This is a genomic window from Aeromicrobium fastidiosum (assembly GCF_017876595.1).
GTDB lineage: Bacteria > Actinomycetota > Actinomycetes > Propionibacteriales > Nocardioidaceae > Aeromicrobium > Aeromicrobium fastidiosum.
Map to the genome: position 1 here is coordinate 967,523 of NZ_JAGIOG010000001.1, position 24,038 is coordinate 991,560.

Below are 24,038 nucleotides of genomic sequence, written 5' to 3' on the forward strand. Positions count from 1 at the left end.
AGATGTGTCCCGCAGATGTGGATGGAGAACAGGTGCCGCACGAAGGCGGCACTGTCGATTGTGACACCAACACTGTCAAAGTCCAAGGGTCGGGTGTTGAATGGGTTCGTGACCACCAACACGACCCCCGCAGAGACGATGAGCGTCGAGCAGCTAGCGTCCCGCGTCGGCATGACCGTCCGCACGGTGCGCTTCTACGCCGGCCGCGGCCTGATCCCGCCGCCTCGCCGCGAGGGCCGCAACGGGTTCTACGGCCCCGACCACATCGCCCGACTCGAGCTCGTCCGCGAGCTGCAGGGTCACGGGTTCACGCTGTCGGCGATCGAGGGCTACCTCGAGAACATCCCGTCGACCGCGACGCCCGAGCAGGTCGCGCTGCACCGCACGCTGCTCGCCCCGTGGATGGCGGACCGCCCCGAGGAGCTCGACCGTCCGTCGCTCGAGCTGCGCGCCGGGCGACCGCTGACCGACGACGACATCGAGATGCTGATCGCCCTCGGCGTCGTGGAGCCCACCCCCGCCGAGGACGTCTTCCAGGTCGCCCCCGCCCACCTGGCCGTGGGAATCCAGTTCATCGAGACCGACATGCCGATCGAGGTCGCCCTGGCCTCGCGCAAGATCTTCGACGAGGCGGGCAAGGCCGTCGCCCGCGAGATCACCGAGGTCTTCCGCACCATGTGGTGGCCCGAGCTGCGGGCGTCCGGTCGTCCACCCGAGGACATCACGGCGCTGGTCGAGCGGTTCAAGCCCCTGACGATCCAGGCGCTCGTGACGGCGTACGAGTCGGCCGTCGACGAGTCGAAGCGCGAGTCGGTGCGGCGCCGCACGTAGCCGGGCCGGCTACGGCGTGTCTGGGCCGTCCATCAGGCGGCTGGTGATGGCCGTGACGTCGCGATCGAGGGCGTCGACCCGGTTCTCGATGCGGTCGAGGCGACGCTCGACCTGCTCGAACCGGCGGTCGACCTACTCGAACCGGCGGTCGACCTGCTCGAAGCCGGCCGTCATGACGGCACTCAGGGCACCGAAGCGGGCGTCGAGGTTCTGACCGAACAGCCGCACGAGGATGGCCATGAACGCCAGCATGAAGGTGGCCTCCACCACGAAAGCGCCGCCGATCGTGGTCCAGGTCTGCGCGTCGCTCATGTGGCCAGAATAGACGCGGCCCCCGACGACCGGAAGGTGTCGGGAGCCGCGCCGTGGACGAGGCTCAGATGCCCATGCCGCGTCCCACGATCTCCTTCATGATCTCGGTCGTGCCGCCGTAGATCGTCTGGATGCGCGTGTCGAGGTACGCCTTCGAGATCGGGTACTCCGACATGTAGCCGTAGCCGCCGTGCAGCTGCAGGCACTGGTCGGCGACCCTCTTCTGCAGCTCGGTCGTCCACCACTTGCCCATCGCGGCGTCCTCGACCGTCAGCGTGCCGGCGTTGAGCTGCGTGATCGACTCGTCGACGAACACCTGCGCGATGCGCGCCTCGGTCTCCATCTCGGCCATCGCGAAGCGCGAGTTCTGGAACGAGCCGATCGGCTTGCCGAACGCCTTGCGCTCCTTGACGTAGTCGAGCGTCATGTCGATCATCCGGCGGGAAGCGGCTGCTGCGACGACCGAGATCGACAGGCGCTCCTGCGGCAGCTTCTCCATCAGGTAGATGAAGCCGTGGCCGGCCTCGCCCAGCAGGTTGCTCTTGGGCACCCGCACGTCGTCGAAGAACAGCTCGGCGGTGTCCTGCGCCTTGAGGCCGATCTTGTCGAGGTTGCGGCCGCGCTCGAAGCCCTTGGCCCCGCGCTCGACGACGACCAGCGAGAAGCCCATCGCGCCGGCCGACGGATCGGTCTGGCACACGACGATCACGAAGTCGGCGTTGATGCCGTTGGTGATGAACGTCTTGGAGCCGTTGATGACGTACTCGTCACCGTCCAGCACGGCGGTGGTCTTGATGCCCTGCAGGTCGGAGCCGGTACCGGGCTCGGTCATGGCGATCGCGGTGATCATCTCGCCGCTGCAGAACTTCGGGAACCAGCGCGCCTTCTGCTCCTCGGTCGCGTGCGAGAGCAGGTAGCCCGACACGAGATCGGTCTGGATGACGAAGCCGATGCCGCTGGCACCGATGCGGGTGATCTCCTCGGTGAGGATCGCGTTGTACCGGAAGTCGGTGACGCCACCTCCGCCGTGCTCCTCGGGCATCATGAAGCCGAGCAGGCCCATGTCGCCGGCCTTGGTCCAGATGTCGCGGGGGACGATCGCGTCCTTCTCCCACTGGTCGTGGTGCGGAGCGATCTCCTTCTCGCAGAACGAGCGGACGGTGTCGCGGAACGCCTCGTGGTCGGCGTCGAAGATGTTCCTCTTCATGATGGTCCCTGTCTTCTGTGGTGGCGGTGGTGGTGGTGGTGTCAGTTGGCCTGGACGGCGACGCCGTCGGCGATGAGCTGGTCGACGTCGGCGACGCCCCAGGCGGTGAGGGCCGCGGAGGTGCTCGCGCCGGGGCGCTCGGGCGGGGTGGTCAGCGTCGCGGGGGTGGCGGAGAAGCGTGGTGCAGGTGCCGGCTGGGTCAGCCCGTCCTTCGTGACGTACGTGCCGCGGGCGACGTTGTGAGGGTGCTCGTAGGCCTCGGGCAGGCTCAGGACGGGGGCCACGCAGGCATCGGTGCCGTCGAACGTCTCGACCCACTCGTCACGCGTGCGGCTCGCGAAGGTCGACGAGAGCGTCTCGCGCAGCTCGCCCCACCGGGCGAAGTCGTACTGGCCCGGCAGCTCGATGCCGAGGCCCTGCTGCAGCGCGGCGAAGAACTGCGGCTCGAGCGGTCCGACCGACATCCACTGCCCGTCGGACGTCTCGAAGACGTCGTAGAACGGCGTGCCGGTGTCGAGCATGTTGGTGCCGCGCTGGTCGTTCCAGCTGCCTGACTGCTGCATCGCGACGATCATCGACATCAGGTGGGCCGTGCCGTCGGTGATCGCGGCGTCGACGACCTGCCCCTCGCCGGTCGCTCGTGCGTGGGTCAGCGCTGCGAGCAGCCCGGTCACGAGGTAGAGCGAGCCGCCGGCGAAGTCGCCGACCAGGTTGAGCGGCACCTGGGGCGGACCGCCCGCACGACCGATCGCGCCCAGCGCTCCCGCGACGGCGATGTAGTTGATGTCGTGGCCGGCCGTCTGGGCCAACGGACCGTCCTGGCCCCAGCCGGTCATGCGTCCGTAGACGAGGGCGGGGTTGCGGGCGTGGCAGTCGGCGGGTCCGAGACCGAGCCGCTCGGTGACGCCGGGGCGCAGGCCCTCGATCAGGATGTCGGCGGATGCCACGAGGTCGAGCACGGTCTCGACGCCACGCGGGTTCTTGAGGTCGATCGCGACGGACGGTCGACCGCGGCCGAGGATGTCCTTGTCGGCGGGGCCGAGCTGCAGGGCGTTGCCGCCGGGACGGTCGACGCGGATGACGTCGGCCCCGAGGTCGGCCAGCAGCATCGCGGCGAAGGGGCCTGGGCCGATGCCGACGAGCTCGACGACACGCACGCCGTGGAGGGGTCCGGACTTCTCTGTGATCGTCACACCACAATTGTGACAGTAGTGCTGTCACAATGGCAACCGGACGGCATGGGTGACACATCCACATACCGTCGGTATCTTGATCCGCATGCTCTCCGAACTGGTCTACACGCGCAAGGGCTCCGGCGAGCCCCTCGTCCTCATCCACGGCATCGGCCACCGGCGCCAGGCGTGGGACCCGGTGTTCGAGCTGCTCGCGCAGTCGTACGACGTCATCGCGGTCGACCTGGCCGGGTTCGGCGAGTCGCCGGCCTATCCGCTCAAGTCGTCGTACGACATGGACAATGCCTGCGACAACCTCAGCGACAACTTCGCCCACTGGGGCATCGAGCGGCCGCACGTCGTCGGCAACTCCCTCGGCGGGGCGATCGCCCTCGAGCTGGGTGCCCGCGGGCTGGCCCGCTCCGTGACGGCGCTCAGCCCCGCCGGCTTCTTCGGCACCCTCAACCGCGTGCAGACCCTGGTGCTGCTCGTGCTGCTGCGCGTCACCAGCCAGCTGCCCGACAGCGTGCTGCGTGCGGTGTCACGCAGCGGCTTCGGACGCCGGCTCGCCGGGTCCTCGCTCTACGCGCACCCCGAGCGGTTCACGGCCGACGAGGTCTTCGGCGACGCCCTCGCGCTCAAGCGCTGCCACGGCTTCGAGCGGACGATCGTCAAGGGCGTCACGTACTCGTTCCGTGAGCACCTCGACGTGCCGACGACGATCGCCTGGGGCACGCGCGACCTGATCCTGCCGTACAGCTCGTCGGCGATCGCCCAGGAGCGACTGCCCGAGGCGCGTCACGTCGCGCTGCCGCACTGCGGGCACGTGCCGATGATCGACGATCCCGCGCTCGTGGCCCGGGTCATCGAGCAGACCACCGCCGCCGATCGTCAGGCACCGGCCGCGGCCTGACACCTCACCATCACCGGCGTCGCGTCAGGGATCTGGGCTCGGCGGCCCCGAGCCGGTAGACGAGCCGGTCCGATTCGACCGTCATCGACGTGAAGGTCCTCTCCTGCGACCATCCGGGCACCTTGCCCCCCGCACCGAGACCCACAGCACCGAACTTCTCCACCGTGATCGTCCTGCTGACGACGTCGACGCACCACGAACCGCCCACCAGGCGACAGCCGTCGAAACCGCGATAGAAGCCATGCTCGTCGAACTGGATCCACGGCTCGGTTTGGAGGTGCGCAGGCGTGGAGCGTGCGTCGGCGTCAGCACCCCAGAGGCCGACTACGTCGTCTACGTGGAGCGCCGGCACGCGGCCGACAGTAGGCCGCGCGACTGCCAGGGAGCCAGCGGAGACAGCAGCGATCTGCACAATGGTCGGATACTTATCAGTCGCATGACAAGTTCTGGGCCGACACCTCCGGAATGTCCATCTCCAACCGGGTGTTGACGCGTCCATGTCACGCGTCCTCGACAGCCTCGTGATCGGGGCGGGCCAGGCCGGGCTGTCGACGTCGTACCACCTGGGGCGACGCGGCATCCGGCACGTCGTGCTCGACGCCGACGAGCGCCCCGGCGGGGCGTGGCAGCATCGCTGGGACGCGCTGACGATGGACGACGTGCACCGCGTCGCCGACCTGCCAGGCCAGGACATCCCGGCCGACTCGGGGCACGAACGGGCCAACCAGTTCGTGCCCGCCTACTTCGCCGACTACGAGGCACGTCACGAGCTGCCCGTCGAGCGGCCCGTGCGCGTCCGCCGCGTGCACGACGTCGACGGGCAGCTGGTGGTCGAGGCCGAGGGCGGGCAGTCGTGGACGACCCGCACGCTCGTCAACGCCACCGGCACCTGGACGCGGCCCTTCGTCCCCCACGTGCCCGGCATCGAGACGTTCGCGGGCGAGCAGCTGCACACCGTCGCCTACCCCGGCCCCGAGCACTTCCGCGGCCGGCGGGTCGTGGTCGTCGGGGGCGGTGCCTCCGCGGTCCAGTTCATCGGCGCCCTCGCACCGATCACCGACACCCTGTGGGTCACCCGGCGCGAACCCGTCTGGAACGACCGCGACTTCTCGCCCGAGCTGGGCCGCGAGGTCGTCGCCAAGGTCGAGGAGCGCGTGCGGCAGGGGCTGCCGCCGCGCAGCGTCGTCAGCGTGACGGGTCTGCAGCTGCGGGAGCAGGAGCGCGAGGCCGAGCGGCTCGGTGCGTATGCCGACCGGCGACCGATGTTCAGCTCGATCGAGCGGGACGGCGTGCGGTGGGCCCCTTCGACAAGCTCAGGGGTCGGAGCGACGGGCTCAGGGGGCAGAGCGTTCGAGCGGGCCGACGTGATCCTGTGGGCGACGGGATTCCGACCCGCCGTCGAGCACCTGGCACCGCTGCACCTGCGCAGCCCCCTGGGCGGCATCCAGCTCGACGGCACGACCGCCGTCGCCGATCCGCGGGTCCAGCTCGTGGGCTACGGCCCCTCGGCGAGCACGATCGGTGCCAACCGGGCCGGACGTGTCGCGGCTCGCGGCGTGGTCGCTGCTCTCGGGAGGATCAGCTCGGACGTCGGGTGACGTACGACCCGTCGAGGTCGCGGGCCCGCGGGCAGCCGAGCAGGCCCAGGGTCTCGTCGAACTCCTCGACGAGCTGCTCCAGCGCCTGCTGGGCACCGGCCGCACCCTCGCACGCGAGCCCCCACAGCACCGGACGTCCGACCAGCACCGCGTCGGCTCCCAGGGCGAGGGCCTTCGCGGCGTCCCACCCCCGGCGGATGCCGCCGTCGACCAGCACGTCGATGCGCCCGTCGACCGCCTCGACGACAGGACCCAGGGCGTCGGCCCCCGACAGGACGGTGTCGAGCTGGCGGCCGCCGTGGTTGGACACCACGATGCCGGCCACGCCCGCGTCGACCGCACGCGCGGCATCGGCCGGGTGCAGGATTCCCTTGAGGACGACGGGCAGGCCACTGGCCTCGCCGAACGCGGCGATGTCGTCCCACGTGAGGGTCGGATCGTGCATCGCGTGGCGCTCGGCCAGCGACAGCGGACCTGCGAGGCCATCGACGAAGGGAGGGTGGCTCAGCGTGAACCCGGAGCGTTCGGTGCGCTCACGACGACCGCCGAACGGGAAGTCGACCGTGATGACGAGGGCCTCGTAGCCTCCCTCGCGCGCTGCCGCGACGAGATCGTGCGACAGGCCGCGGTCGCGGTAGACGTACAGCTGGAACCAGCGGTCGGCTGTCCCCACAGCCGCCGCCACCTCCCGCGGGTCGGTCGTCGTCTGCGACGACAGCACCATGATCGAGCCGGTGGCCGCGGCCGCGCGCGCCGTTCCGGTCTCGCCGTCCTGGTGCGCCTCGAGCTGGTACGCCGTCGGCGCGACGAGGAACGGGTGCGCCCGCTCACGTCCCAGCAGGGTCACGGACGTGTCGCGGTGCGCGACGTCGACCAGCACCCGCGGCGTCAGGGCCACACGCCCCCAGGACGCCTCGTTGTCGCGCAGCGTCAGCTCGTCACCGGCACCACCGGCGAAGTAGCCGTGCGCACCGGCGTCGAGCAGCTCGGCGGCCCGCGCCTCGAAGTCGTGCGTCATGACAGGTGCCTGGCCAGGAACTCGGCTGTGCGGGGGCTGCGCGGCGCGGTGAACATCTGCTCGGGCGTGCCCGACTCCTCGATGCGCCCGTCGGCCATGAACACGATGCGGTCGGACACCTCGCGGGCGAAGGTCATCTCGTGCGTCGCCATGACGATCGTCATGCCCTCGGCCCGCAGGTCGCGGATGACGTCGAGCACCTCGCCGACGAGCATGGGGTCGAGCGCCGACGTGATCTCGTCGAGCAGCAGCAGCCGCGGCTGCATCGCGATGGCCCGCACCAGCGCGACCCGCTGCTGCTGACCACCCGACATCGCATCCGGGTAGGCACCGGCGCGGTCGGCCAGGCCGACCCGTTCGAGCAAGGTGTGAGCCCGGGTCCGCGCTGCCTCCCGCGACTCGCCCCGCGACTTCACGGGTCCGAGCACGATGTTCTGCTCGACCGTCAGGTGCGGGAACAGGTTGTAGGCCTGGAACACGATCCCGATGTCGCGGCGGACGGCATCGGCGTCGACGCGCGGATCGGTGATCTCGCGGTCGCCGAACCAGATGTCGCCGTCGTCGACCTGCTCGAGCAGGTTGAGGCAGCGCAGCAGGGTCGACTTGCCCGAGCCGGAAGCACCGATCAGGCAGACGACCTCGCCCGCGGTGATGTCGAGCGAGACGCCCTTCAGCACCTCGTGGTCGCCGAACGACTTGCGGACGGCATCGGCCCGGAGCATCGCGCCCATCAGATTCCGTTCTCGCGGCGCAGCGAGCGCACCGTCAGGTAGTCGGTGAAGCGGGCCAACGGGATCGTCGCGACGATGAAGAAGCATGCCGCGACGACGTACCCCGTGAACGCGAAGGTGCGTCCGGAGTCGACCTGGGCGACGCGCAGCGCCTCGACCAGTCCGATGATCGACAGCAGGGCGGTGTCCTTCTGCAGCGACACGAAGTCGTTGAGCAGCGGCGGGGCGACCCGGCGGATCGCCTGCGGCAGGACGATGTGGCGCATCGTCTGCCCGTACGACAGCCCGAGCGCGCGTCCGCTGGCCCACTGCGTGGGGTGGATCGACAGGATGCCCGCGCGCAGCACCTCGGCGACGTACGCGCCGTAGCTGAGGGTCAGGGCGATGACACCGAGCCAGAACAGGCTCGTCGGCAGACCGGCCAGGGCCAGCGCCGGCACGCCGAAGCCGACGAGGAACACCACGAGGATCGTGGGCGTGCCGCGAAAGACGTCGGTGTAGACGACGGCCAGCAGCTTGATCGGCGCGAGTGCCGGCGACGGCACCACCCGGATGATCGCGACGGTGATCGCGACGACCAGGATGAACACCTCGGCCACGAGGAACAGCCGGATGTTGAGCCAGAAGGCCCTCGCGACGTCGGGCAGGACGGCCTTGGCGTCGCCCAGGTCGAAGTACGTCGCGCGCACACGGGGCCAGCCCGGGGACTGGGTCACGGCCAGGGCCAGGGCACCCAGCACGACGACGGTCGAGAGCACCGCCACCGCGGCCCGCGTGCGGGCACGGCGACGGCGGTACGAGGCTCGCTCGAGCTGACGCTGGCTGACCCCGGACGCTGCGGCCTCGGTCACTTCAGCTCGGGCACGTCGGTGGCCTGGTTGAGCCACTCCTCCTGGAGGGCCTTGAGAGTGCCGTCGTCGGCCAGCGCGTCGACCGCGAGGCTCACGCACGGGGTCAGCTTGCTGTCCTTGGCCAACAGCAGGCCGAACTGCTCGGACTCACCCGTCGTGGGCTGGAACTGCCCGACGATCGTCGCGCCGTCGAGCTCGGCCGCGGTCAGGTAGTAGGCCGAGGGAAGGTCGGCGACGACGGCGTCGACCTGACCGTTCTGCAGGGCCTGAGCAGCCTTGGTCGTGTCGTCGTAGACGAGCGGGTCGCTCGTGGGCGCGATCTGCTTGATGGCCTCGAGCGAGGTCGTCGCGACCTGCGCACCGAGCTTGGCGTCCTTGAGCTCGGCGAGCGAGGTCGCACCCGCGAACTTCGAGTCCTTCAGCGTGATGATCGCCTGCGCGGCCGAGTAGTACGGCGACGAGAAGTCGACCGCCTTGGCGCGGTCCTTCGTGATCGAGAACTGGTTGATGTCGACGTCGAACGACTTGGTGCCGGCCTGGACGGCCTGGTTGAAGCCCGCCTTGACCCATGTGACGTCGTCCTTGGCGAAGCCCAGCTTGTCGGCGACCGCGTAGGCCACGGCGCTCTCGAAGCCCTTGCCGGTGGTGGGGTCGTTGTCGACGAACCACGGCTCGAAGGCGGGGTCGTCGGTGGCGATCGTGAAGGTGCCGGACTTCAGCAGCGGCAGGTCGGCGGGCTTGCAGTCGGCCAGCGAGGTGGCTGTCGCGACGGCCGACGAGGAGGAGGCACCGTCGGACCCGGCCGAGTCGGTGGGGGCGCAGGCCGCGGTCAGGGCGAGCGCGAGCGCCGCGAGGCCGGTGAGGCCCGTGGAGGGGGAGATGTTCATGAAGAGAATCGTAGTGTCAGTCGCCGCGCAGCCGCGGCCGCTTCAGCGCCCACGGCTCCAGGTGCTCGTAGCCCTTGACCGAGGTGCGTCGTGTGCGCCGCAGCCGGTAGGTGTCGGACTCCTCGCGCAGGATGCCGGCGAGCTCGGAGTCGACCAGCACGCGACCCGGCCGGGCGATCGACGTGAGCCGCGATGCCAGGTTGACCGTGGGCCCGAAGACGTCGCCCAGACGGGCGAGAACGGGGCCGTGCGCGGACCCGACCCGTACCTCCGGGAACTGCTCGTCGTGCTCCGACCGCTCGACCAGAAGCAGCGCGAGATCGGCGGCGTCGAACGGGTCGTCGACGGTGTAGAGCACCTCGTCACCGATGGTCTTGACCACCTGGCCGTCGCGCTCGACCACGAGGTCTGTGACGACGCGCTCGAACCACTCGACCATCTCGCCCAGCGCGCGCGTGCTCATCTGGCGGCTGCGTGACGTGTAGCCGACGATGTCGACGAAGCCGACCGTCGTCTCGGTCGACGTCGCGCCGCCGGCGGAACCGCGCAGTGCCATGCGGCTCGCGGTCGCCAGCAGGTGACGCCGCCAGATGTAGCCCTGCACCTCCTCGACCATCGGGATGACCTCGGTCAGCACCTCGAGCGGCGGCTCGTCGCCCCCGTCGTCGGCGCTGAGCGAGGAGAGGAGCAAGCGGGTCTGCCAGTCGGCCAGACGCGAGAACGAGCGACCCATCGACCGGACGAACTGCGGCATGCGCTCGGGGTCGACGACGCCGAGATCGGTCAGGCGGCGGGTGATGCGCAGTGCCTCGACATCGGCCGGGGTGAACGCCACGACCCCCGGCCCCACCTCGGAGAACCCGAGGTGCCGCCACATCGCATTGGCCTCGTCAATGTCGACACCCGCGGCCTCGGCGACCTCCTCCTGGGTCAGGGAGGGCGGCGCGTCGAACAGGTAGGCCGAGGCGACGTCGATCAGCAGGGACGGATCGAAGGCCGGCTGGTCGTCTGACGTCATCGCCAGATGCTATCCCGCCCGGGACGTCCCCGCTTATGCAACCAGTTGCACATGCGTGCTGGACGTACTACCGTCCGGCCATGGCCCTGGAGCATGCGATCCTCGTGTCCCTCGCGGAGCGCTCCGCCTCGGGCTACGACCTGGCACGCCGGTTCGACGCCTCGATCGGCCACTTCTGGAAGGCCAGCCACCAGCAGATCTACAAGGTGCTGGCCCGCATGGAGGGCGATGGCTGGGTGTCGTCCGAGACCGTGGCCCAGGCCGGACGGCCCGACAAGAAGGTCTACGTCGTGACGAGCGCCGGTCGCACGGAGCTGGCGGCGTGGACGGCGCGTCCGACCGCCGAGGAGCACCTGCGCAGCGAGTTCTCGGTCAAGCTGCGCGCCCTGCCGTTCGGCGACGCCGCCGCGATCGTCGAGGACGTGCGCCGGCAGCGCCGCCACCACGCCGATCGCCTGGCCTACTACGTCGAGAGCGCGGCGAAGTTCTACCCCGACCCGGACTCCCTGACGCACGATCAGCTCGGCGGCTGGCTCGTGCTGCGCGGCGGCCTGCTGACCGAGGAGACCGCGATCAGGTGGTGCGACGAGATCCTTCAGCGACTGCTCGACGCCGAGGCGGACCGGTGAGCACGCACACCCACGACCAGCACGCCGAGGCCGATGACGATCGCGGTCGTGATCAGCACGGCGTGCACCCAGAAGAACGCCTGCGGGGTGCTGTGCCAACGCTCGCCCGACCACGCGCGGTCGTCGTCGACGATCGCCTTGGCGAACCGGGGCCAGATCACGACGTTGAAGACGCCCGCCACGACGAGGAACCGGGCCGCAGTCTTCGAGATCACCAGACCATCCCATCACAGGAGACCCCATGAGCCCCTATCCCCACCTGCTCGAGCCGCTCGACCTCGGGCACACGACGCTGCGCAACCGGGTCATCATGGGCTCGATGCACACCGGCATGGAGGACCGTGCCAAGCACCTGCCCGAGCTCGCGGCCTACTTCGCCGAACGGGCCAAGGGCGGGGTGGCCCTGTCGGTCACCGGCGGCTACGCCCCCAACTGGCACGGCTGGCTGCTGCCGTTCGGCTCGCTCATGACGTCCGCCCGGCTCGCCGACAAGCATCGCGTCGTGACGGACGCAGTGCACGAGCACGACGGCAAGATCGTGATGCAGCTGCTGCACGCCGGCCGCTACGGCTACCACCCGTTCAAGCGGGCCGCCTCGGCCAAGCCGTCGCCCATCACCCCGTTCGGCAAACCCAAGGCCATGACGACCAAGGAGGTCGGCCGGACGGTCGACGACTTCGCGGCGTCCGCCGTGCTGGCCCGGCGCGCCGGCTACGACGGCGTCGAGATCATGGGCTCCGAGGGCTACCTGATCAACCAGATGCTGACCGCCCGCACCAACGACCGCACCGATCGCTGGGGCGGCAGCGCCGAGAACCGCATGCGGTTCCCCGTCGAGATCGTCGACCGGGTGCGCCAGGCCGTCGGCGACGACTTCATCGTGATGTACCGGATGTCGCTGCTCGACCTCGTCGACGACGCGCAGAGCTGGGACGAGACCGTCACCCTCGCCACGAAGATCGAGGCTGCCGGCGTCTCGATCATCAACACCGGCATCGGCTGGCACGAGGCCCGCATCCCGACGATCGTCACGTCGGTGCCGCGCGGGGCGTTCTCGTGGGTCACCGGCAAGCTGCGGCCCGAGGTGTCGGTGCCCGTCGTGGCGTCCAACCGGATCAACACCCCCGAGGTGGCCGAGGAGATCATCGCCTCGGGGCAGGCCGATCTCGTGTCGATGGCCCGTCCGCTGCTGTCCGACCCGTACTTCGTGCAGAAGGCCGCCGAGGGGCGCGCCGATGAGATCAACACCTGCATCGCGTGCAACCAGGCCTGCCTCGACCACACCTTCCAGAACAAGCGCGCGAGCTGCATGATCAACCCCCGTGCAGGGCACGAGACGACCCTGGTGCTGTCGCCCACCCGCGCCGCCAAGCGCATCGCCGTCGTCGGTGCCGGGCCTGCCGGACTCGCCGCCGCGGCCGAGCTGTCGGGACGCGGTCACGCCGTCGAGCTGTTCGAGGCGCTGCCCGAGGTGGGCGGACAGTTCCGGATCGCGATGCAGATCCCCGGCAAGGAGGAGTTCACCGAGACGATCCGCTACTTCTCGCGACGCCTCGAGCTCGGCGGGGTCGTGCTGCACCTCGGCACCCGCGCCACGGTCGCCGACCTGGCCGGCTTCGACGAGGTCGTCGTCGCGACCGGCGTCACGCCGCGCATCCCGTCGATCCCCGGGGTCGACCACCCGTCGGTCGTCGACTACCAGCAGGTCGTCCGCGACCGCGTCCCCGTCGGCCGGACGGTGGCTGTCGTGGGCGCCGGCGGCATCGGCTTCGACGTGTCGGAGTTCCTGCTGCACGAGCCCGACGAGTCGGTCGAGGAGTGGATGCACCGCTGGGGCGTCACCGATCCGGCCCTGGAGCGCGGCGGGCTGGCCACCAAGGTCAAGGCTCCCGCCCGCCGACAGGTGCACCTGCTGCAGCGCAAGACGACCGAGCTCGGCAAGGGGCTCGGCAAGACGTCCGGCTGGGTGCACCGTCAGACGCTCAAGGACGCCGACGTCGAGATGATCAAGGGCGTCACGTACGACCGGATCGACGACGAGGGCCTGCACATCACGGTCGGCGACCACAGCCGGGTGCTCGAGGTCGACACGATCGTGCTGTGCACCGGCCAAGAATCCGTCCGCGACCTCGTCGACCCGCTCGAGGCCGCCGGCGTGCCCGTCCACGTCATCGGCGGAGCCGACGTCGCGGCCGAGCTCGACGCCAAGCGGGCCATCAAGCAGGCCACCGAGCTCGCGGCCCGCCTCTGACGGCGTCGCCCGAAACGGTCCGTGACAGGTCGTCGTCGCGCTACGGTCACGCGGTGAACGACACCTCCACGACCCGCTCCGGCACCGCCGCCGCCTGGGTCATCTACGTCCTGCAGCTGCTGCTGTCGGCAGTGCTCGCGCTGCTGGCGATCACGTCGGTCTTCATGACCGACTCGTGCGGCAGCGTGAGCGACGAGCCCGCGGTCTGCGACACCGACTACTTCGGGGCCGTCCTGTTCGGCTACTGGATCGCCCTGGCCGTGCTGCTCGTGCTGGTCCCGATCGCGATCGTCCGCGCGTCGCGCCGCGGCCGACCCGCCTGGTTGCGGGCCCTCGGCGGCATCGTCGTCACGGTGGCGCTGACCGTCGGCTTCGTGATGCTCATGGTGCGCTGAGCGCGATACTGGAGGCATGCCCGTCCGGATCATCCTGCTGCGCGCCGTCAACGTCGGCGGCGGGGGAAAGCTGCCGATGGCCGACCTTCGCGCCATCGCGACCGACCTCGGAGCGACCGACGTGCGCACGTACATCGCGTCGGGCAACCTCGTCGCCGACGTGCCGAGCGACCCGGACGCCTTCGACCGCTCGCTCGAGCAGGCCGTCGAGCAGCGCTTCGGCTTCTTCCGCGACGTCATCTCGCGCTCTCCCGAGCAGGTGCGGGACGCTCTCGACGCCCATCCGTTCGAGATCGTCGAGCCGAAGTTCTCGTACGTCAGCTTCCTGGCCGGGGTGCCGACCCCCGCGGCCCTCGAGAAGGCGCGCACCCACGAGACGCACGACGACCGCTGGGACGTCATCGGCAGCGAGATGCACATCCGGTACGCGGACGGTGCTGGTCGGCCGCAGATGAAGTCGGACCAGATCGGCAGGGCGCTCGGCGTGCCCGGCACGGCCCGCAACCTCAACACGGTCCGCAAGCTCATCGAGCTCGCGACGTGACCGACCTCCACGACGTGCTCGGCCCTTGCCGGTCGCGCACCATCTGCGCACCCCGCCACGCAATGACACCGCTCGCCGATCGCTGAACTCGCGTAGCCTCGAGCGATGGGTGCATTGATCGTGGGCTATGTGCTCGCGGGCTCGGCACTGGCCCTGACGGTCTTGGGCCTACGCTCCGTCGGCCATCTCGATCGAGCCGACGAGGACCAGCTTCGCTACACGCGCCAGAACGCCGAGTCTCCCGTGGTGGCTGTATACACGGCGACGTGGTCGCTGCTGAGCGTGGCCGGCGCGATCGCGCTGTTGGTGCACGGTCATCCCGTCGGCCTCGGCTGGCTGGGTGTCGCACTCCTGTGGGCGGGGACGTTCGCGGGCGCGCGCATCCAGCGCCGAAGAGTGCTGAGGACCCTCGGCGACCGCGGCCGTACGGTCCGCAGCCCTCGCAACCAGCGACGCCTGGCGGCTGCCCGGCGCTGGGCCACTGCTGCGATCGCCGCGTACGCCACCACCTTCCTCGTCGGCTACGCGTACCCCGACCCGTTGCCGGAAGGAACCGAGGCAGTTCGTGGAGCCCTCGGCATCTTCGCTCTCGTCGCTTCGGCCGTTTGGTTGGTGTTCCGCACGCTGGTCTACACGGCGCTCGACGACGACAAGCGTGAAGCGCGCCGCCAAGAGTCGACCTAGGCTGGACGCGTGTCCATCCCGTCCGACCTCCACGACGTGCTCGGGGACCGGCGCTTGCTCGTGCTGACCGGCGCGGGGGTCTCGACCGACTCGGGCATCCCCGACTACCGGGGACCGACGTCGCCCGTCCGCACGCCGATGACCTACCAGGAGTTCGTCCGCACGGCGGAGGGACGGCAGCGCTACTGGGCGAGGTCGCACGTCGGCTGGGCGCGCATGTGGACTGCGGAGCCCAATGCGACCCACGAGATGCTGGTCGCGATGCAGGACGCCGGCCGGCTCACGGGTCTCATCACGCAGAACGTCGACGGCCTGCACGAGCGGGCGGGCCACCGCGACGTCATCGACCTGCACGGCCGCATCGACCGGGTCGTCTGCCTGGCCTGTCGCGAGGTCACGACCCGCGCCGACCTGCATGAGCGGCTCGCAGCCCTCAACCCAGGCTACGAGTCGCGCGTCGGCGAGATCGCCCCCGACGGCGACGTCGTGCTGGGCGACACGGGCGACTTCGTGGTCGCCCCGTGCCTGACGTGCGGCGGGGATCTCAAGCCCGATGTCGTGTTCTTCGGCGAGAACGTGCCGAAGGACCGGGTCGAGCGGTCCTACGCGCTGGTCGCCGAGGCCGAGGCGCTCGTCGTGCTCGGGTCGTCGCTGCACGTCATGTCGGGCCTGCGGTTCGTCAAGGCCGCGCACCAGCGGGGCATCCCGATCGTCATCGTCAATCGGGGGACCACCCGCGGCGACCCGCTCGCCAGCATCAAGCTCGAGGCCGGCGTCGCGGAGACGCTCGCGCGGGCGGTCCTTGCGGGCTGAATCAGCCCAGGATCTTGCGGGGGTCGTGGACGACGACGGTGCTGGCGATGAGGTCGGGCAGCGACTTGCGATCGGGGCGCGTCAGGAACAGCACGAACGAGATCAGCATCGTGATGATCGACAGGATGCCCTGGGCGATGCCGCCGATGATGTTGCGCAGCGCCATGGTTCCCCACGTGGCGGTCGAGCGCTGCTCGGGCCGGTAGACCTTCATGCCGAGCACCTGCAGCGCGGGCGACGTGCCCTTGCCCCAGACGATGGCGCCCCAGATGAGGTAGCCGATGCCGAGCGTGACGATCGCCAGCGGGATCGACAGGAAGTAGGCACCGATGCGGCGGCCGTTCGAGGCGAGCTCGACGCCGTCGGGCAGGGCGAGCCCGCTGGCCTGGTCGACGTGGAAGCCGGGGCCGACGGGTGCAGGGGCCCATCCGGCCGGGGGCGGCTGGTAGGCACCGGCGGGCGGCGGGGGCGGGAAGGCCGAGCCGGCGGGCGGGACGGGGGGCGTCTGTGGGTCTGACATGGGAGACACCCTATCGAGATCGCGCCCCGCCCCGCACCATCGTCAGCTCAGCTGGCGCAGGCGAACCGTCTCGGGCAGCCCGGCGAGCTCCTTGAGCACCTCGGGACCGACCTCGTCGGCGACGTCGGTCAGCACGTAGCCGATCTCGCCGCGGGTCGACAACGACTGCGCCTCGATGTTGACGTCGTGCTCGCCGAGCAGGCCGTTGATCGTCGCCAGCACGCCGGGGGCGTTGCGGTGCACGAGCGCCAGACGGTGCTTGGTGGTGTCGGCGGGCAGGTTGATCTCGGGCATGTTGACGCTCAGCGACGTGCCGCCGAACGCGGCGTACGAGCGCAGCTTGGAGGCCACGAAGCGTCCGATGTCCTGCTGCGCCTCCTCGGTCGACCCGCCCACGTGCGGGGTGAGGATGACGTTCTTGAGCCCGCGCAGGTCGGACTCGAAGGCATCGCCCTGCTTCTTGGGCTCGATCGGGAAGACGTCTACCGCGGCACCGGCGATGTGGCCCGACTCCAGGTGCGTGCGCAGCGCCGCGGTGTCGACCGCGATGCCGCGCGACAGGTTGAGGAACAGCGAGCGGGGCTTCATCTGGCGCATCTCGTCGTCGCCGAACAGCCCGGCGTTGCCGGGGCGGCCGTCGACGTGCAGCGTGACGACGTCGGAGATAGCGAGCAGCTCCTCGAGCGTCGAGCAGCGCTTGGCGTTGCCGAGCGCGAGCTTGTCGTCGATGTCGTAGAACACGACCGACAGGCCGAGCGCCTCGGCGATGACCGAGAGCTGGCTGCCGATGTTGCCGTAGCCGATGATGCCGAGCGTGCGGCCGCGGATCTCGTGGCTGCCGGCGGCCGACTTGTTCCACACGCCGGCGTGCATGTCGGTGGACTTCTCGTGCAGGCGGCGCGCGAGCGAGATGATCTCGGCGATCGCGAGCTCGACGACGCTGCGGGTGTTGGAGTACGGCGCGTTGAACACCGCGACACCGCGCGCCGTCGTGGCGGCGAGGTCGATCTGGTTGGTGCCGATGCAGAACGCGCCGATCGCGAGCAGGTCGGGAGCCGCGTCGAGGACCTTCTCGGTGATGTAGGTCGTCGAGCGGATGCCGAGCAGGTGCACGCCCTGGATCGCCTCGATGAGCTCGTCCTCACCGAGTGCGCCGGTCTGCGTCTCGACCTGGAATCCCTTGCCGCGCAGGAAGTCGGCCCCGTCGGTGTGGATGTTCTCGAGCAGCAGCACGCGGACGTCGCCGTCGTCCAGCAACGAAGTAGGAAAGGGATCAGTCGTCGTCATGGTCATCATCATCTCTGGTGTCTCCAGTCAGCGGAACTCGGCTGACGTGGGGCCCAGGCGAACGGTCCCGATGTCACGGTGTGCATCGTGCTCAGCAGTCGCTCCCCGGTGGTATCCACCTCAACGCCAGTTGCGGCTGCTTGCCCCAGTCTAGCGGGACTCTCAGGCGTCCTTGTCGCCCAGCGCGAAGGCGGCCCGCGCCTCGGGCGGCAGCTCGCGATCGAGATTGGCCAGGCGCACCTGGCCCTGCGCCATCAGCCGGCCGTCCTGGTCGACGGAGTCGAGGTGCCACAGCTGCTGGCTGCGGCCTCGGTGGATGGGCGTCGCCGTGACGGTGATGACGTCGCCGACCTTGCCCTGGCGGAGGAAGTCGGTGGAGTTGTTGGTGCCGACCACGACCCCCTGGCCCGTCGTGTTGAGCCAGATCATGCCGGCGGTGCTGGCGGTCGACTCGTGCACCGCGCAGTAGACACCGCCGTGCGGGATGCCGAAGGGCTGGAGGTGCGCCTCGCCGATCGTGAACCGCGCGACGACCTTGTCGGGACCTGCCTCGACGTGCTCGACGCCCAGCACACCGTCGAGTCCGGGGATCTGAGTCATGCACTCACCCTAGGGCTGCTCACGGCCACAGCACGACGAAGGCCAGCCAGGCGAAGAGCGGGGCGACCACGATCATGCTCGCTCCCCAGAACATCAGGCCGCGGAAGAGCCGGTCGCGATCCTGCTCCTCGCCGTTGGCGATGACCAGCGCTCCACCTGTCGAGAACGGGCTCGAGTCGACCGCCGAGGCCGCCACGCACAGGGCGACGACGAACCCGAGCATGCCGAGCTCACCTCCCAGCAGCAGCGGTGCCGCCAGCGGGACGAGCACGACGAACATCGCGTTGGTCGACGCGAAGGCCGAGACGACGCCGGCGATGAACAGGATCGTCAGGGCCGCGACGAGCGGCACGCTGATGGTGCTGACGGTCTGCGCGAGGTCCTCGATGACACCGGCCGTCTGGAGCATCCCGATGTAGGTGACCATGCCGCCGATCAGCAGGACCGTGTTCCAGCCGATGTGCGCCATCGCGTCGGAGGAGTCCTGGGGCCGGATCGCGGCCAGGACAACCGCGGCCGTCAGGGCCATGAAACCGACGTCGAGCGACAGGGTCAGGGCCAGGACGACGAGGGCCACGACGCTGCCGATCGTCAGCAGCTGCATGACCCCCCAGCGGGTGTCGACCCGGGTCGTCGTCGACACCCCTCCGCCGTTCTCCGGACGCTCGTCGGCGGACTCGCGACCTCGGCGGACCAGCTCCCGGCCGCCGAGCAGCCAGAACGCGACGAGGTTGAGCAGGAGGTTCGTGACGAAGGTCAGGGCGAAGACGGGGCCCGGCGAGACGGCGATGTCGTTCTGCTTCAGCACGCCGTCGACGATCGAGAAGTAGACCGAGATCGGCGAGAAGCCACCGGCGTTGGTGCCGTTGAGCACCGACAGCCCCAGCAGCAGCGGGTTGATGCGGTAGCGGTAGGCGAAGGCCAGCGCGACCGGCACCAGGATCGCGTTGGTGGCAGCGCTGACGGCACCCACGCCCGTGATGATCGCGGCGAGCCCGAAGAAGACCCAGGGGATGAGTGCCGTACGCCCCCGGACCATGGCGACGGCACCGGACACCATGAGGTCGACCGTTCCGTTGGCGCGCGCGATCCCGAACAGGAACGTCACGCCGACGAGGGTCACGAACAGGTTGCCCGGGAAGCCGCCGACGATGTCGTCGACCTCGAGGTCGTAGTAGGTGACGCCGAGGACGAACGCGGTGACGAGTCCGACCGCGCCCATGTTGATGCCTCGCGACATGCTGATCGCGAAGATGGCGACGAGGCCGAGGACGGCCACGATCTCGGGGTTCATGAGATCTCCATTCGGTAGTGGAAGCGGGAGGCCGGACCGCGGGAGATGCGGTGCTCGAGCACCTGCCCGGTCACGGACCTGGCGGAGCGCTCGACGCGGACGAGCGGGGAGGCGTCGGCGCAACCGAGGACGACGGCGTCGTCGGCCGATGCCGTGACGACCGACAGGTCCTCGGTGGCAGCCGCCACGACGAGCCCCGTGAGCCGTTCGTAGGCGGGGTAGAGCAGGTCGCCCAGGTCGTCGAGAGCGGCCACGGCGACCGGCTCGAAGGCCGGCAGCGGGAGCCAGATGTCCTCGACGAGGTACGGCTCGTCGTCCAGCAGGCGCAGTCGCAGCAGGTGCAGGACCTCGCCGGACGATCCCAGGGCATGAGCGACGTCCGCGGGTGCGGCGACCCGCTGACGGTCCAGGATGCGACTGGCCGGGACGCGGTCGCCAGCCCGGAAGAATCGGGCCAACGAGTGCTCGAAGGCGGCTCGACGCACGAAAGTGCCGCGCCCCTGACGACGTTCGACCAGGCCGTCGGACGTGAGGGTGCCGAGCACGCGTCGCATCGTGCCGACCGAGATGCCGTACTCAGCAGCCAGCTCGCCCTCGCTCGGCAGCGGGACGTCGTGAGGCCACTCGCCGGCCCTGATGCGTCGGAGCAGGTCGTCGTGGGTGCGCGCGTGGAGCGGCAGGCGGGCGTCGTCGGTCTGTGTCACGGCTCACACCTTTCCACAACTTTCTGTAAATCTCCATACCTTTATAGGTTTACAGGTCTTCACGGTCTGTCTACGCTCGACTCGTGAACCCCCTTCGCCTCGTCGACACCCATGCGCATGTATTCGAGCGCGATCTGCCGATGGCCCCGGGCAGGCGCTACCAGCCCCACCACGACGCCACCCCCGAGGCGTATCTCGCGATGCTCGACGATCACGGGTTCGGCTCCGGCGTGCTGGTGCAGCCGAGCTTCCTCGGCACCGACAACTCGTACCTGCTGGCCGCCATCGCCGGCGCGCCCGACCGACTGCGGGGCGTCGCGGTGCTGGACGATCCCGCGACGACCGATCTGGCCGAGCTGCACGACGGCGGCGTCCGCGGAGTGCGGCTCAACCTCGTCGGCCGCGACGTCCCCGACCTGTCGTCGTCGAGCTGGCAGAGATCCGCCCGGCGACTCGCAGCGCTCGGGTGGCACCTCGAGATCCAGGCGACGGAGACGCAGTGGGCCGAGCTGGCACCCCATGTGGTCTCGTGGCCGGGTCGGGTCGTCGTCGATCACCTCGGGCTGCCGGGGCCCGCCGACGCCGGTGTCGTGGCGTCACTCGCCGCACTCGATCACGTGTGGGTCAAGGTGTCAGCGCCCTACCGGTCGGGCCTCGAGCTGGCCACCGCCCGGGGCCGCAGCCTCGTCGACGCGGGACTGGTCGATCGACTGGTGTTCGGCACGGACTGGCCGTTCACGCAGCACGAGGGCCAGCTCGTCTCCTCGCTCGTCGGATGGGCCCGCTCGCTCGTCGGCGACGCGATGTTCGACGACCAGCTGCCTCGGCAGGCCGCAGAACTCTTCCAGCTCGGCTGACCATTACCCCCGGGGGGTATACTGGAGCCATGGAACCCGGATACAGCGACGACAAGATCGCCGTCCTCAAGCGGCTCAGGCGCATCGAGGGGCAGGTGCGCGGACTGACCCGCATGGTCGAGGACGACACCTACTGCATCGACGTGCTGACCCAGGTGTCGGCGACGACCAAGGCGCTCGAGGCGGTCGCGCTCAAGCTGCTCGACGAGCACCTGAGCCACTGCGTCGTCACCGCGGCGCGCGCCGGTGGTTCCGAGTCCGACCTCAAGATCAAGGAAGCGTCCGACGCCATCGCGCGTCTCGTCCGCTCGTGAAGGAGACCGACATGACCACCCACACCTACCGAGTCACGGGCATGACCTGCGAGCACTGCGTGCAGGCCGTGACCGAGGAGCTCACCGCCCTCGACGGCGTCACCTCGGTGACGATCGACCTGGCGGCCGGCGGCACCTCCGACGTGACCGTCCACAGCAGCGCGCCGCTCGACCCGGCCGACGTGGCCGAGGCCGTCGACGAGGCCGGCTACGTGCTGGCATGAGCACCGTCAGGCTCGACATCGCCGGCATGACGTGCACCTCGTGCGCCGCCAGGGTCGAGAAGAAGCTCAACCGTCTCGACGGCGTCGAGGCGTCGGTCAACTACGCGACCGAGAAGGCGACCGTCCGCATCGACGACGACTCGGACGTCGACGTGCAGGGCGTCATCGACACCGTGGCGCGCACCGGCTACTCGGCGAGCGTCCCTTCGACGGGCTCAGGGAGCGGAGACGGCTCAGGGGGCGGGGCCGGGCACGAGGGGATGCATGGCGCTGGGTCGATGCTGCGGCGTCTCCGCATCTCGGCTGCCCTGGCGCTGCCGGTCGTGCTGCTGTCGATGGTCCCGGCCTGGCAGCTCGACGGCTGGCAGTGGTTGGCGCTCGCGCTGGCCACGCCCGTCGTCACCTGGGGCGCGTACCCGTTCCACCGGGCCGCCTGGATCAACGCCCGGCACGGCGCGGTCACGATGGACACGCTCGTGAGCGTCGGCGTGGGTGCCGCCTACGTCTGGTCGCTGTGGGCCCTGCTGATCGGCGACGCCGGGATGATCGGCATGACGATGCAGTTCTCGCTGATGCCGGCGTCGGGCGCCGGGCACGACGAGATCTACCTCGAGGTCGCCTCCGCGGTCACGGTCTTCATCCTTGCCGGTCACTACCTGGAGGCGAGCGCCAAGACGCGGTCGAGCGCCGCGCTGCGCGCCCTCATGAGCCTCGGAGTGCGTGACGTCACGGTGCTGCGCGACGGTCAGGAGCAGGTCGTCGCCCTGGCCGACCTGCACCCGGACGACCGGTTCGTGGTGCGTCCCGGCGAGAAGATCGCCACCGACGGGGTCGTCGAGCACGGCTCGTCATCGGTCGACGAGTCGATGCTGACCGGCGAGCCGGTGCCTGTCGACGTCACGGTCGGCAGCATCGTGACTGGTGCCACCGTCAACCACGGCGGACGCCTCGTGGTGCGCGCGACAGCGATCGGGGCCGACACCCGTCTGGCCCAGATGGCCCGGCTCGTCGAGGAGGCCCAGGAGGGCAAGGCCGACGTGCAGCGCCTCGCCGACCGGGTGTCGTCGTGGTTCGTCCCGGCTGTCATCGCCCTGTCGCTGGTGACGCTCGGTGCCTGGGTGGCCGCCGGCTCGTCGTGGACCGATGCGTTCACCGCGGCAGTCGCCGTGCTGATCATCGCCTGCCCGTGCGCTCTCGGCCTCGCGACGCCCACCGCACTGATGGTCGGGACGGGCCGCGGCGCACAGCTCGGCATCCTGATCAAGGGCCCCCAGGTGCTGGAGTCGACCCGTGCGGTCGACACCGTCGTGCTCGACAAGACCGGCACGGTCACGAGCGGTGCCATGCGGGTCTCGTCGGTCGACGCGCTGCCGGGTGTCGACGAGGACGAGCTGCGCCTCGTCGCGGCATCGCTCGAGCACGCCTCCGAGCACCCCATCGCCCGGGCCGTGGCGACGCTCGCGGACGCCGTGGAGGTCGGCTCGTTCGCCAACCACGCCGGCTTCGGGGTCACCGGGGCCGTCGGCGGGCGTGACGCGGCCGTCGGACGTCCGTCGTGGCTGGCCGAGCGCGGCATCACGGCTTCGCCCCTCGAGCCTGGCCCCTCGCCCCTCGAGCCTGTCGAGAGGACCGGCACCACCGTCGCGGTCGCATGGGACGGCGAGCTGCGCGGCACGATCACGGTGTCCGACACCGTCAAGCCGACGTCGGCGCAGGCCGTCGCCGACCTGCGGTCGCTCGGACTGGAGCCGGTGCTGCTGACCGGAGACAGCGCCGCGGTCGCCGACGCCGTCGCCCGCGAGGTCGGCATCGACCGCGTCATCGCCGACGTCACGCCGGCCGACAAGCTGCGGGTCGTCCACGAGCTGCAGGCCGAGGGCCGGGTCGTCGCCATGGTGGGTGACGGGGTCAACGACGCCGCGGCGCTGGCGGCCGCCGATCTCGGCATCGCGATGGGCACCGGCACCGACGTGGCGATCGAGGCGTCCGACCTGACCCTCGTGAAGGGCGACCTCGCCACGGCCGTCGACGCGGTGCGCCTCTCGCGCGCGACGCTGCGCACGATCAAGGGCAACCTGTTCTGGGCGTTCGCCTACAACGTCGCGGCGATCCCGCTGGCCGCACTGGGCCTGCTCAACCCGCTCATCGCGGGTCTCGCGATGGCCTTCAGCAGCGTCTTCGTCGTCACGAACAGCCTGCGACTGCGGCGGTTCTCGCCCCACGCCTGACATATCAGCAGGCATGTGCGGCGCGATCGGCAACCAGGGTGAAACCGGGGGTGAAAGCCCGGGATGACCTGGAGGGCGAAGGCCGCTCCGTGACAGACTCGAGATTTGGCCGACCGACTGTCGGCAGCCGATCCCCGGACGACCGAGCGCCAGAGG

At 70.1% G+C, this 24,038-nt stretch carries 28 protein-coding genes and 1 riboswitch; of the genes, 13 read left to right on the forward strand and 15 right to left on the reverse strand.

Annotated elements, in window-relative coordinates; genetic code table 11:
- Positions 1-108 precede the first annotated feature (108 nt).
- Positions 109-831 (forward strand): MerR family transcriptional regulator, encoded by a 723-nt coding sequence (locus JOF40_RS04775; protein ID WP_246152760.1) that lies wholly within the window; start codon positions 109-111, stop codon positions 829-831.
- Positions 832-963: 132 nt separating this feature from the next.
- Here JOF40_RS04775 and JOF40_RS04780 read toward each other — a convergent pair whose 3' ends face one another.
- The 3 genes from JOF40_RS04780 to JOF40_RS04790 form a co-directional block, all read right to left on the reverse strand.
- Positions 964-1,143, reverse strand: a complete 180-nt coding sequence (locus JOF40_RS04780; RefSeq protein WP_129180595.1) for a hypothetical protein — start codon at positions 1,141-1,143, stop codon at positions 964-966.
- Positions 1,144-1,207: 64 nt separating this feature from the next.
- Complete coding sequence (locus JOF40_RS04785) at positions 1,208-2,350, reverse strand: acyl-CoA dehydrogenase family protein (protein ID WP_129180597.1); 1,143 nt, start codon at positions 2,348-2,350, stop codon at positions 1,208-1,210.
- A 41-nt stretch (positions 2,351-2,391) separates the two neighbouring features.
- The gene (locus JOF40_RS04790; protein ID WP_188111681.1) at positions 2,392-3,543 is read right to left on the reverse strand and encodes a CaiB/BaiF CoA transferase family protein; all 1,152 of its coding nucleotides are present in this window, start codon (positions 3,541-3,543) and stop codon (positions 2,392-2,394) included.
- Positions 3,544-3,628: 85 nt separating this feature from the next.
- On the opposite strand from JOF40_RS04790, the gene JOF40_RS04795 reads away from it, so the two are divergent.
- Positions 3,629-4,435 carry an alpha/beta fold hydrolase gene (locus JOF40_RS04795; RefSeq protein WP_129180599.1) on the forward strand — a complete coding sequence of 269 codons (807 nt, stop codon included), beginning with the start codon at positions 3,629-3,631 and terminating at the stop codon, positions 4,433-4,435.
- A gap of 10 nt (positions 4,436-4,445) precedes the next feature.
- Here the strand turns inward: JOF40_RS04795 and JOF40_RS04800 are convergent, their stop codons facing one another.
- The gene (locus JOF40_RS04800) at positions 4,446-4,787 is read right to left on the reverse strand and encodes a hypothetical protein (protein ID WP_129180601.1); all 342 of its coding nucleotides are present in this window, start codon (positions 4,785-4,787) and stop codon (positions 4,446-4,448) included.
- Positions 4,788-4,932: 145 nt separating this feature from the next.
- On the opposite strand from JOF40_RS04800, the gene JOF40_RS04805 reads away from it, so the two are divergent.
- Positions 4,933-6,033, forward strand: a complete 1,101-nt coding sequence (locus JOF40_RS04805) for an NAD(P)-binding domain-containing protein (RefSeq protein WP_129180603.1) — start codon at positions 4,933-4,935, stop codon at positions 6,031-6,033.
- Here the strand turns inward: JOF40_RS04805 and JOF40_RS04810 are convergent.
- From JOF40_RS04810 to JOF40_RS04830, 5 genes are read right to left on the reverse strand one after another with little or no spacing between them, the layout of a single operon-like run.
- On the reverse strand, positions 6,014-7,051 hold the full coding sequence (locus JOF40_RS04810) for an alpha-hydroxy acid oxidase (RefSeq protein ID WP_129180605.1): 1,038 nt from the start codon (positions 7,049-7,051) through the stop codon (positions 6,014-6,016). The two genes, JOF40_RS04805 and JOF40_RS04810, sit on opposite strands and share 20 nt — an antisense overlap.
- The gene (locus JOF40_RS04815; RefSeq protein ID WP_281064695.1) at positions 7,048-7,782 is read right to left on the reverse strand and encodes an amino acid ABC transporter ATP-binding protein; all 735 of its coding nucleotides are present in this window, start codon (positions 7,780-7,782) and stop codon (positions 7,048-7,050) included. The genes JOF40_RS04810 and JOF40_RS04815 overlap by 4 nt, the downstream gene beginning before the upstream one ends.
- Positions 7,782-8,633 carry an amino acid ABC transporter permease gene (locus JOF40_RS04820; protein ID WP_129180607.1) on the reverse strand — a complete coding sequence of 284 codons (852 nt, stop codon included), beginning with the start codon at positions 8,631-8,633 and terminating at the stop codon, positions 7,782-7,784. The genes JOF40_RS04815 and JOF40_RS04820 overlap by 1 nt, the downstream gene beginning before the upstream one ends.
- Entirely contained in the window at positions 8,630-9,520 is an 891-nt protein-coding gene (locus JOF40_RS04825; RefSeq protein ID WP_129180609.1) for an ABC transporter substrate-binding protein, read from the reverse strand. The genes JOF40_RS04820 and JOF40_RS04825 overlap by 4 nt, the downstream gene beginning before the upstream one ends.
- Positions 9,521-9,536: 16 nt before the next feature.
- Complete coding sequence (locus JOF40_RS04830; RefSeq protein WP_129180611.1) at positions 9,537-10,538, reverse strand: adenylate/guanylate cyclase domain-containing protein; 1,002 nt, start codon at positions 10,536-10,538, stop codon at positions 9,537-9,539.
- An 80-nt stretch (positions 10,539-10,618) separates the two neighbouring features.
- Here JOF40_RS04830 and JOF40_RS04835 point away from each other — a divergent pair, with 80 nt between their 5' ends.
- Positions 10,619-11,167, forward strand: coding sequence for a PadR family transcriptional regulator (locus JOF40_RS04835; RefSeq protein WP_129180613.1), 549 nt, complete (start codon positions 10,619-10,621; stop codon positions 11,165-11,167).
- Here the strand turns inward: JOF40_RS04835 and JOF40_RS04840 are convergent.
- The gene (locus JOF40_RS04840; protein ID WP_209674385.1) at positions 11,134-11,382 is read right to left on the reverse strand and encodes an SCO4848 family membrane protein; all 249 of its coding nucleotides are present in this window, start codon (positions 11,380-11,382) and stop codon (positions 11,134-11,136) included. The two genes, JOF40_RS04835 and JOF40_RS04840, sit on opposite strands and share 34 nt — an antisense overlap.
- Before the next feature lie 26 nt (positions 11,383-11,408).
- On the opposite strand from JOF40_RS04840, the gene JOF40_RS04845 reads away from it, so the two are divergent.
- The 5 genes from JOF40_RS04845 (at position 11,409) to JOF40_RS04865 (ending at position 15,854) form a co-directional block, all read left to right on the forward strand.
- The gene (locus JOF40_RS04845; RefSeq protein WP_129180617.1) at positions 11,409-13,418 is read left to right on the forward strand and encodes an NADPH-dependent 2,4-dienoyl-CoA reductase; all 2,010 of its coding nucleotides are present in this window, start codon (positions 11,409-11,411) and stop codon (positions 13,416-13,418) included.
- A 53-nt stretch (positions 13,419-13,471) separates the two neighbouring features.
- A complete protein-coding gene (locus tag JOF40_RS04850; RefSeq protein WP_129180619.1) occupies positions 13,472-13,813 on the forward strand; it encodes a hypothetical protein in 342 nt (113 codons plus the stop codon).
- A 16-nt stretch (positions 13,814-13,829) separates the two neighbouring features.
- Positions 13,830-14,357, forward strand: a complete 528-nt coding sequence (locus JOF40_RS04855; RefSeq protein WP_129180621.1) for a DUF1697 domain-containing protein — start codon at positions 13,830-13,832, stop codon at positions 14,355-14,357.
- A 105-nt stretch (positions 14,358-14,462) separates the two neighbouring features.
- Positions 14,463-15,041, forward strand: a complete 579-nt coding sequence (locus tag JOF40_RS04860; protein WP_129180623.1) for a hypothetical protein — start codon at positions 14,463-14,465, stop codon at positions 15,039-15,041.
- A 9-nt stretch (positions 15,042-15,050) separates the two neighbouring features.
- Positions 15,051-15,854, forward strand: a complete 804-nt coding sequence (locus JOF40_RS04865; RefSeq protein ID WP_246152762.1) for an NAD-dependent protein deacetylase — start codon at positions 15,051-15,053, stop codon at positions 15,852-15,854.
- Between the two features lies 1 nt (position 15,855).
- On the opposite strand, the gene JOF40_RS04870 is transcribed toward JOF40_RS04865, so the two are convergent.
- The 5 genes from JOF40_RS04870 to JOF40_RS04890 all read right to left on the reverse strand — a co-directional run bounded on the left by JOF40_RS04870 (position 15,856) and on the right by JOF40_RS04890 (position 20,259).
- The gene (locus JOF40_RS04870) at positions 15,856-16,374 is read right to left on the reverse strand and encodes an RDD family protein (protein ID WP_129180625.1); all 519 of its coding nucleotides are present in this window, start codon (positions 16,372-16,374) and stop codon (positions 15,856-15,858) included.
- Positions 16,375-16,416: 42 nt separating this feature from the next.
- A complete protein-coding gene (gene serA / locus JOF40_RS04875) occupies positions 16,417-17,661 on the reverse strand; it encodes a phosphoglycerate dehydrogenase (protein WP_245343094.1) in 1,245 nt (414 codons plus the stop codon).
- 44 nt (positions 17,662-17,705) lie between these two features.
- A riboswitch (ZMP/ZTP riboswitch) is annotated at positions 17,706-17,805 on the reverse strand.
- Between the two features lie 18 nt (positions 17,806-17,823).
- A complete protein-coding gene (locus tag JOF40_RS04880; RefSeq protein ID WP_129180629.1) occupies positions 17,824-18,261 on the reverse strand; it encodes a PaaI family thioesterase in 438 nt (145 codons plus the stop codon).
- A 19-nt stretch (positions 18,262-18,280) separates the two neighbouring features.
- Positions 18,281-19,555, reverse strand: coding sequence for an SLC13 family permease (locus JOF40_RS04885; RefSeq protein ID WP_129180631.1), 1,275 nt, complete (start codon positions 19,553-19,555; stop codon positions 18,281-18,283).
- Positions 19,552-20,259 carry a GntR family transcriptional regulator gene (locus tag JOF40_RS04890; protein WP_129180633.1) on the reverse strand — a complete coding sequence of 236 codons (708 nt, stop codon included), beginning with the start codon at positions 20,257-20,259 and terminating at the stop codon, positions 19,552-19,554. The genes JOF40_RS04885 and JOF40_RS04890 overlap by 4 nt, the downstream gene beginning before the upstream one ends.
- Before the next feature lie 83 nt (positions 20,260-20,342).
- Between JOF40_RS04890 and JOF40_RS04895 the strand changes: the two genes are divergently transcribed.
- From JOF40_RS04895 to JOF40_RS04910, 4 genes are read left to right on the forward strand one after another with little or no spacing between them, the layout of a single operon-like run.
- The gene (locus JOF40_RS04895) at positions 20,343-21,116 is read left to right on the forward strand and encodes an amidohydrolase family protein (RefSeq protein ID WP_129180635.1); all 774 of its coding nucleotides are present in this window, start codon (positions 20,343-20,345) and stop codon (positions 21,114-21,116) included.
- 29 nt (positions 21,117-21,145) lie between these two features.
- Positions 21,146-21,430 carry a metal-sensitive transcriptional regulator gene (locus JOF40_RS04900; protein WP_129180637.1) on the forward strand — a complete coding sequence of 95 codons (285 nt, stop codon included), beginning with the start codon at positions 21,146-21,148 and terminating at the stop codon, positions 21,428-21,430.
- An 11-nt stretch (positions 21,431-21,441) separates the two neighbouring features.
- Positions 21,442-21,654 carry a heavy-metal-associated domain-containing protein gene (locus JOF40_RS04905; protein ID WP_129180639.1) on the forward strand — a complete coding sequence of 71 codons (213 nt, stop codon included), beginning with the start codon at positions 21,442-21,444 and terminating at the stop codon, positions 21,652-21,654.
- Positions 21,651-23,882 (forward strand): heavy metal translocating P-type ATPase, encoded by a 2,232-nt coding sequence (locus JOF40_RS04910; protein WP_129180641.1) that lies wholly within the window; start codon positions 21,651-21,653, stop codon positions 23,880-23,882. The genes JOF40_RS04905 and JOF40_RS04910 overlap by 4 nt, the downstream gene beginning before the upstream one ends.
- Positions 23,883-24,038: the final 156 nt, after the last annotated feature.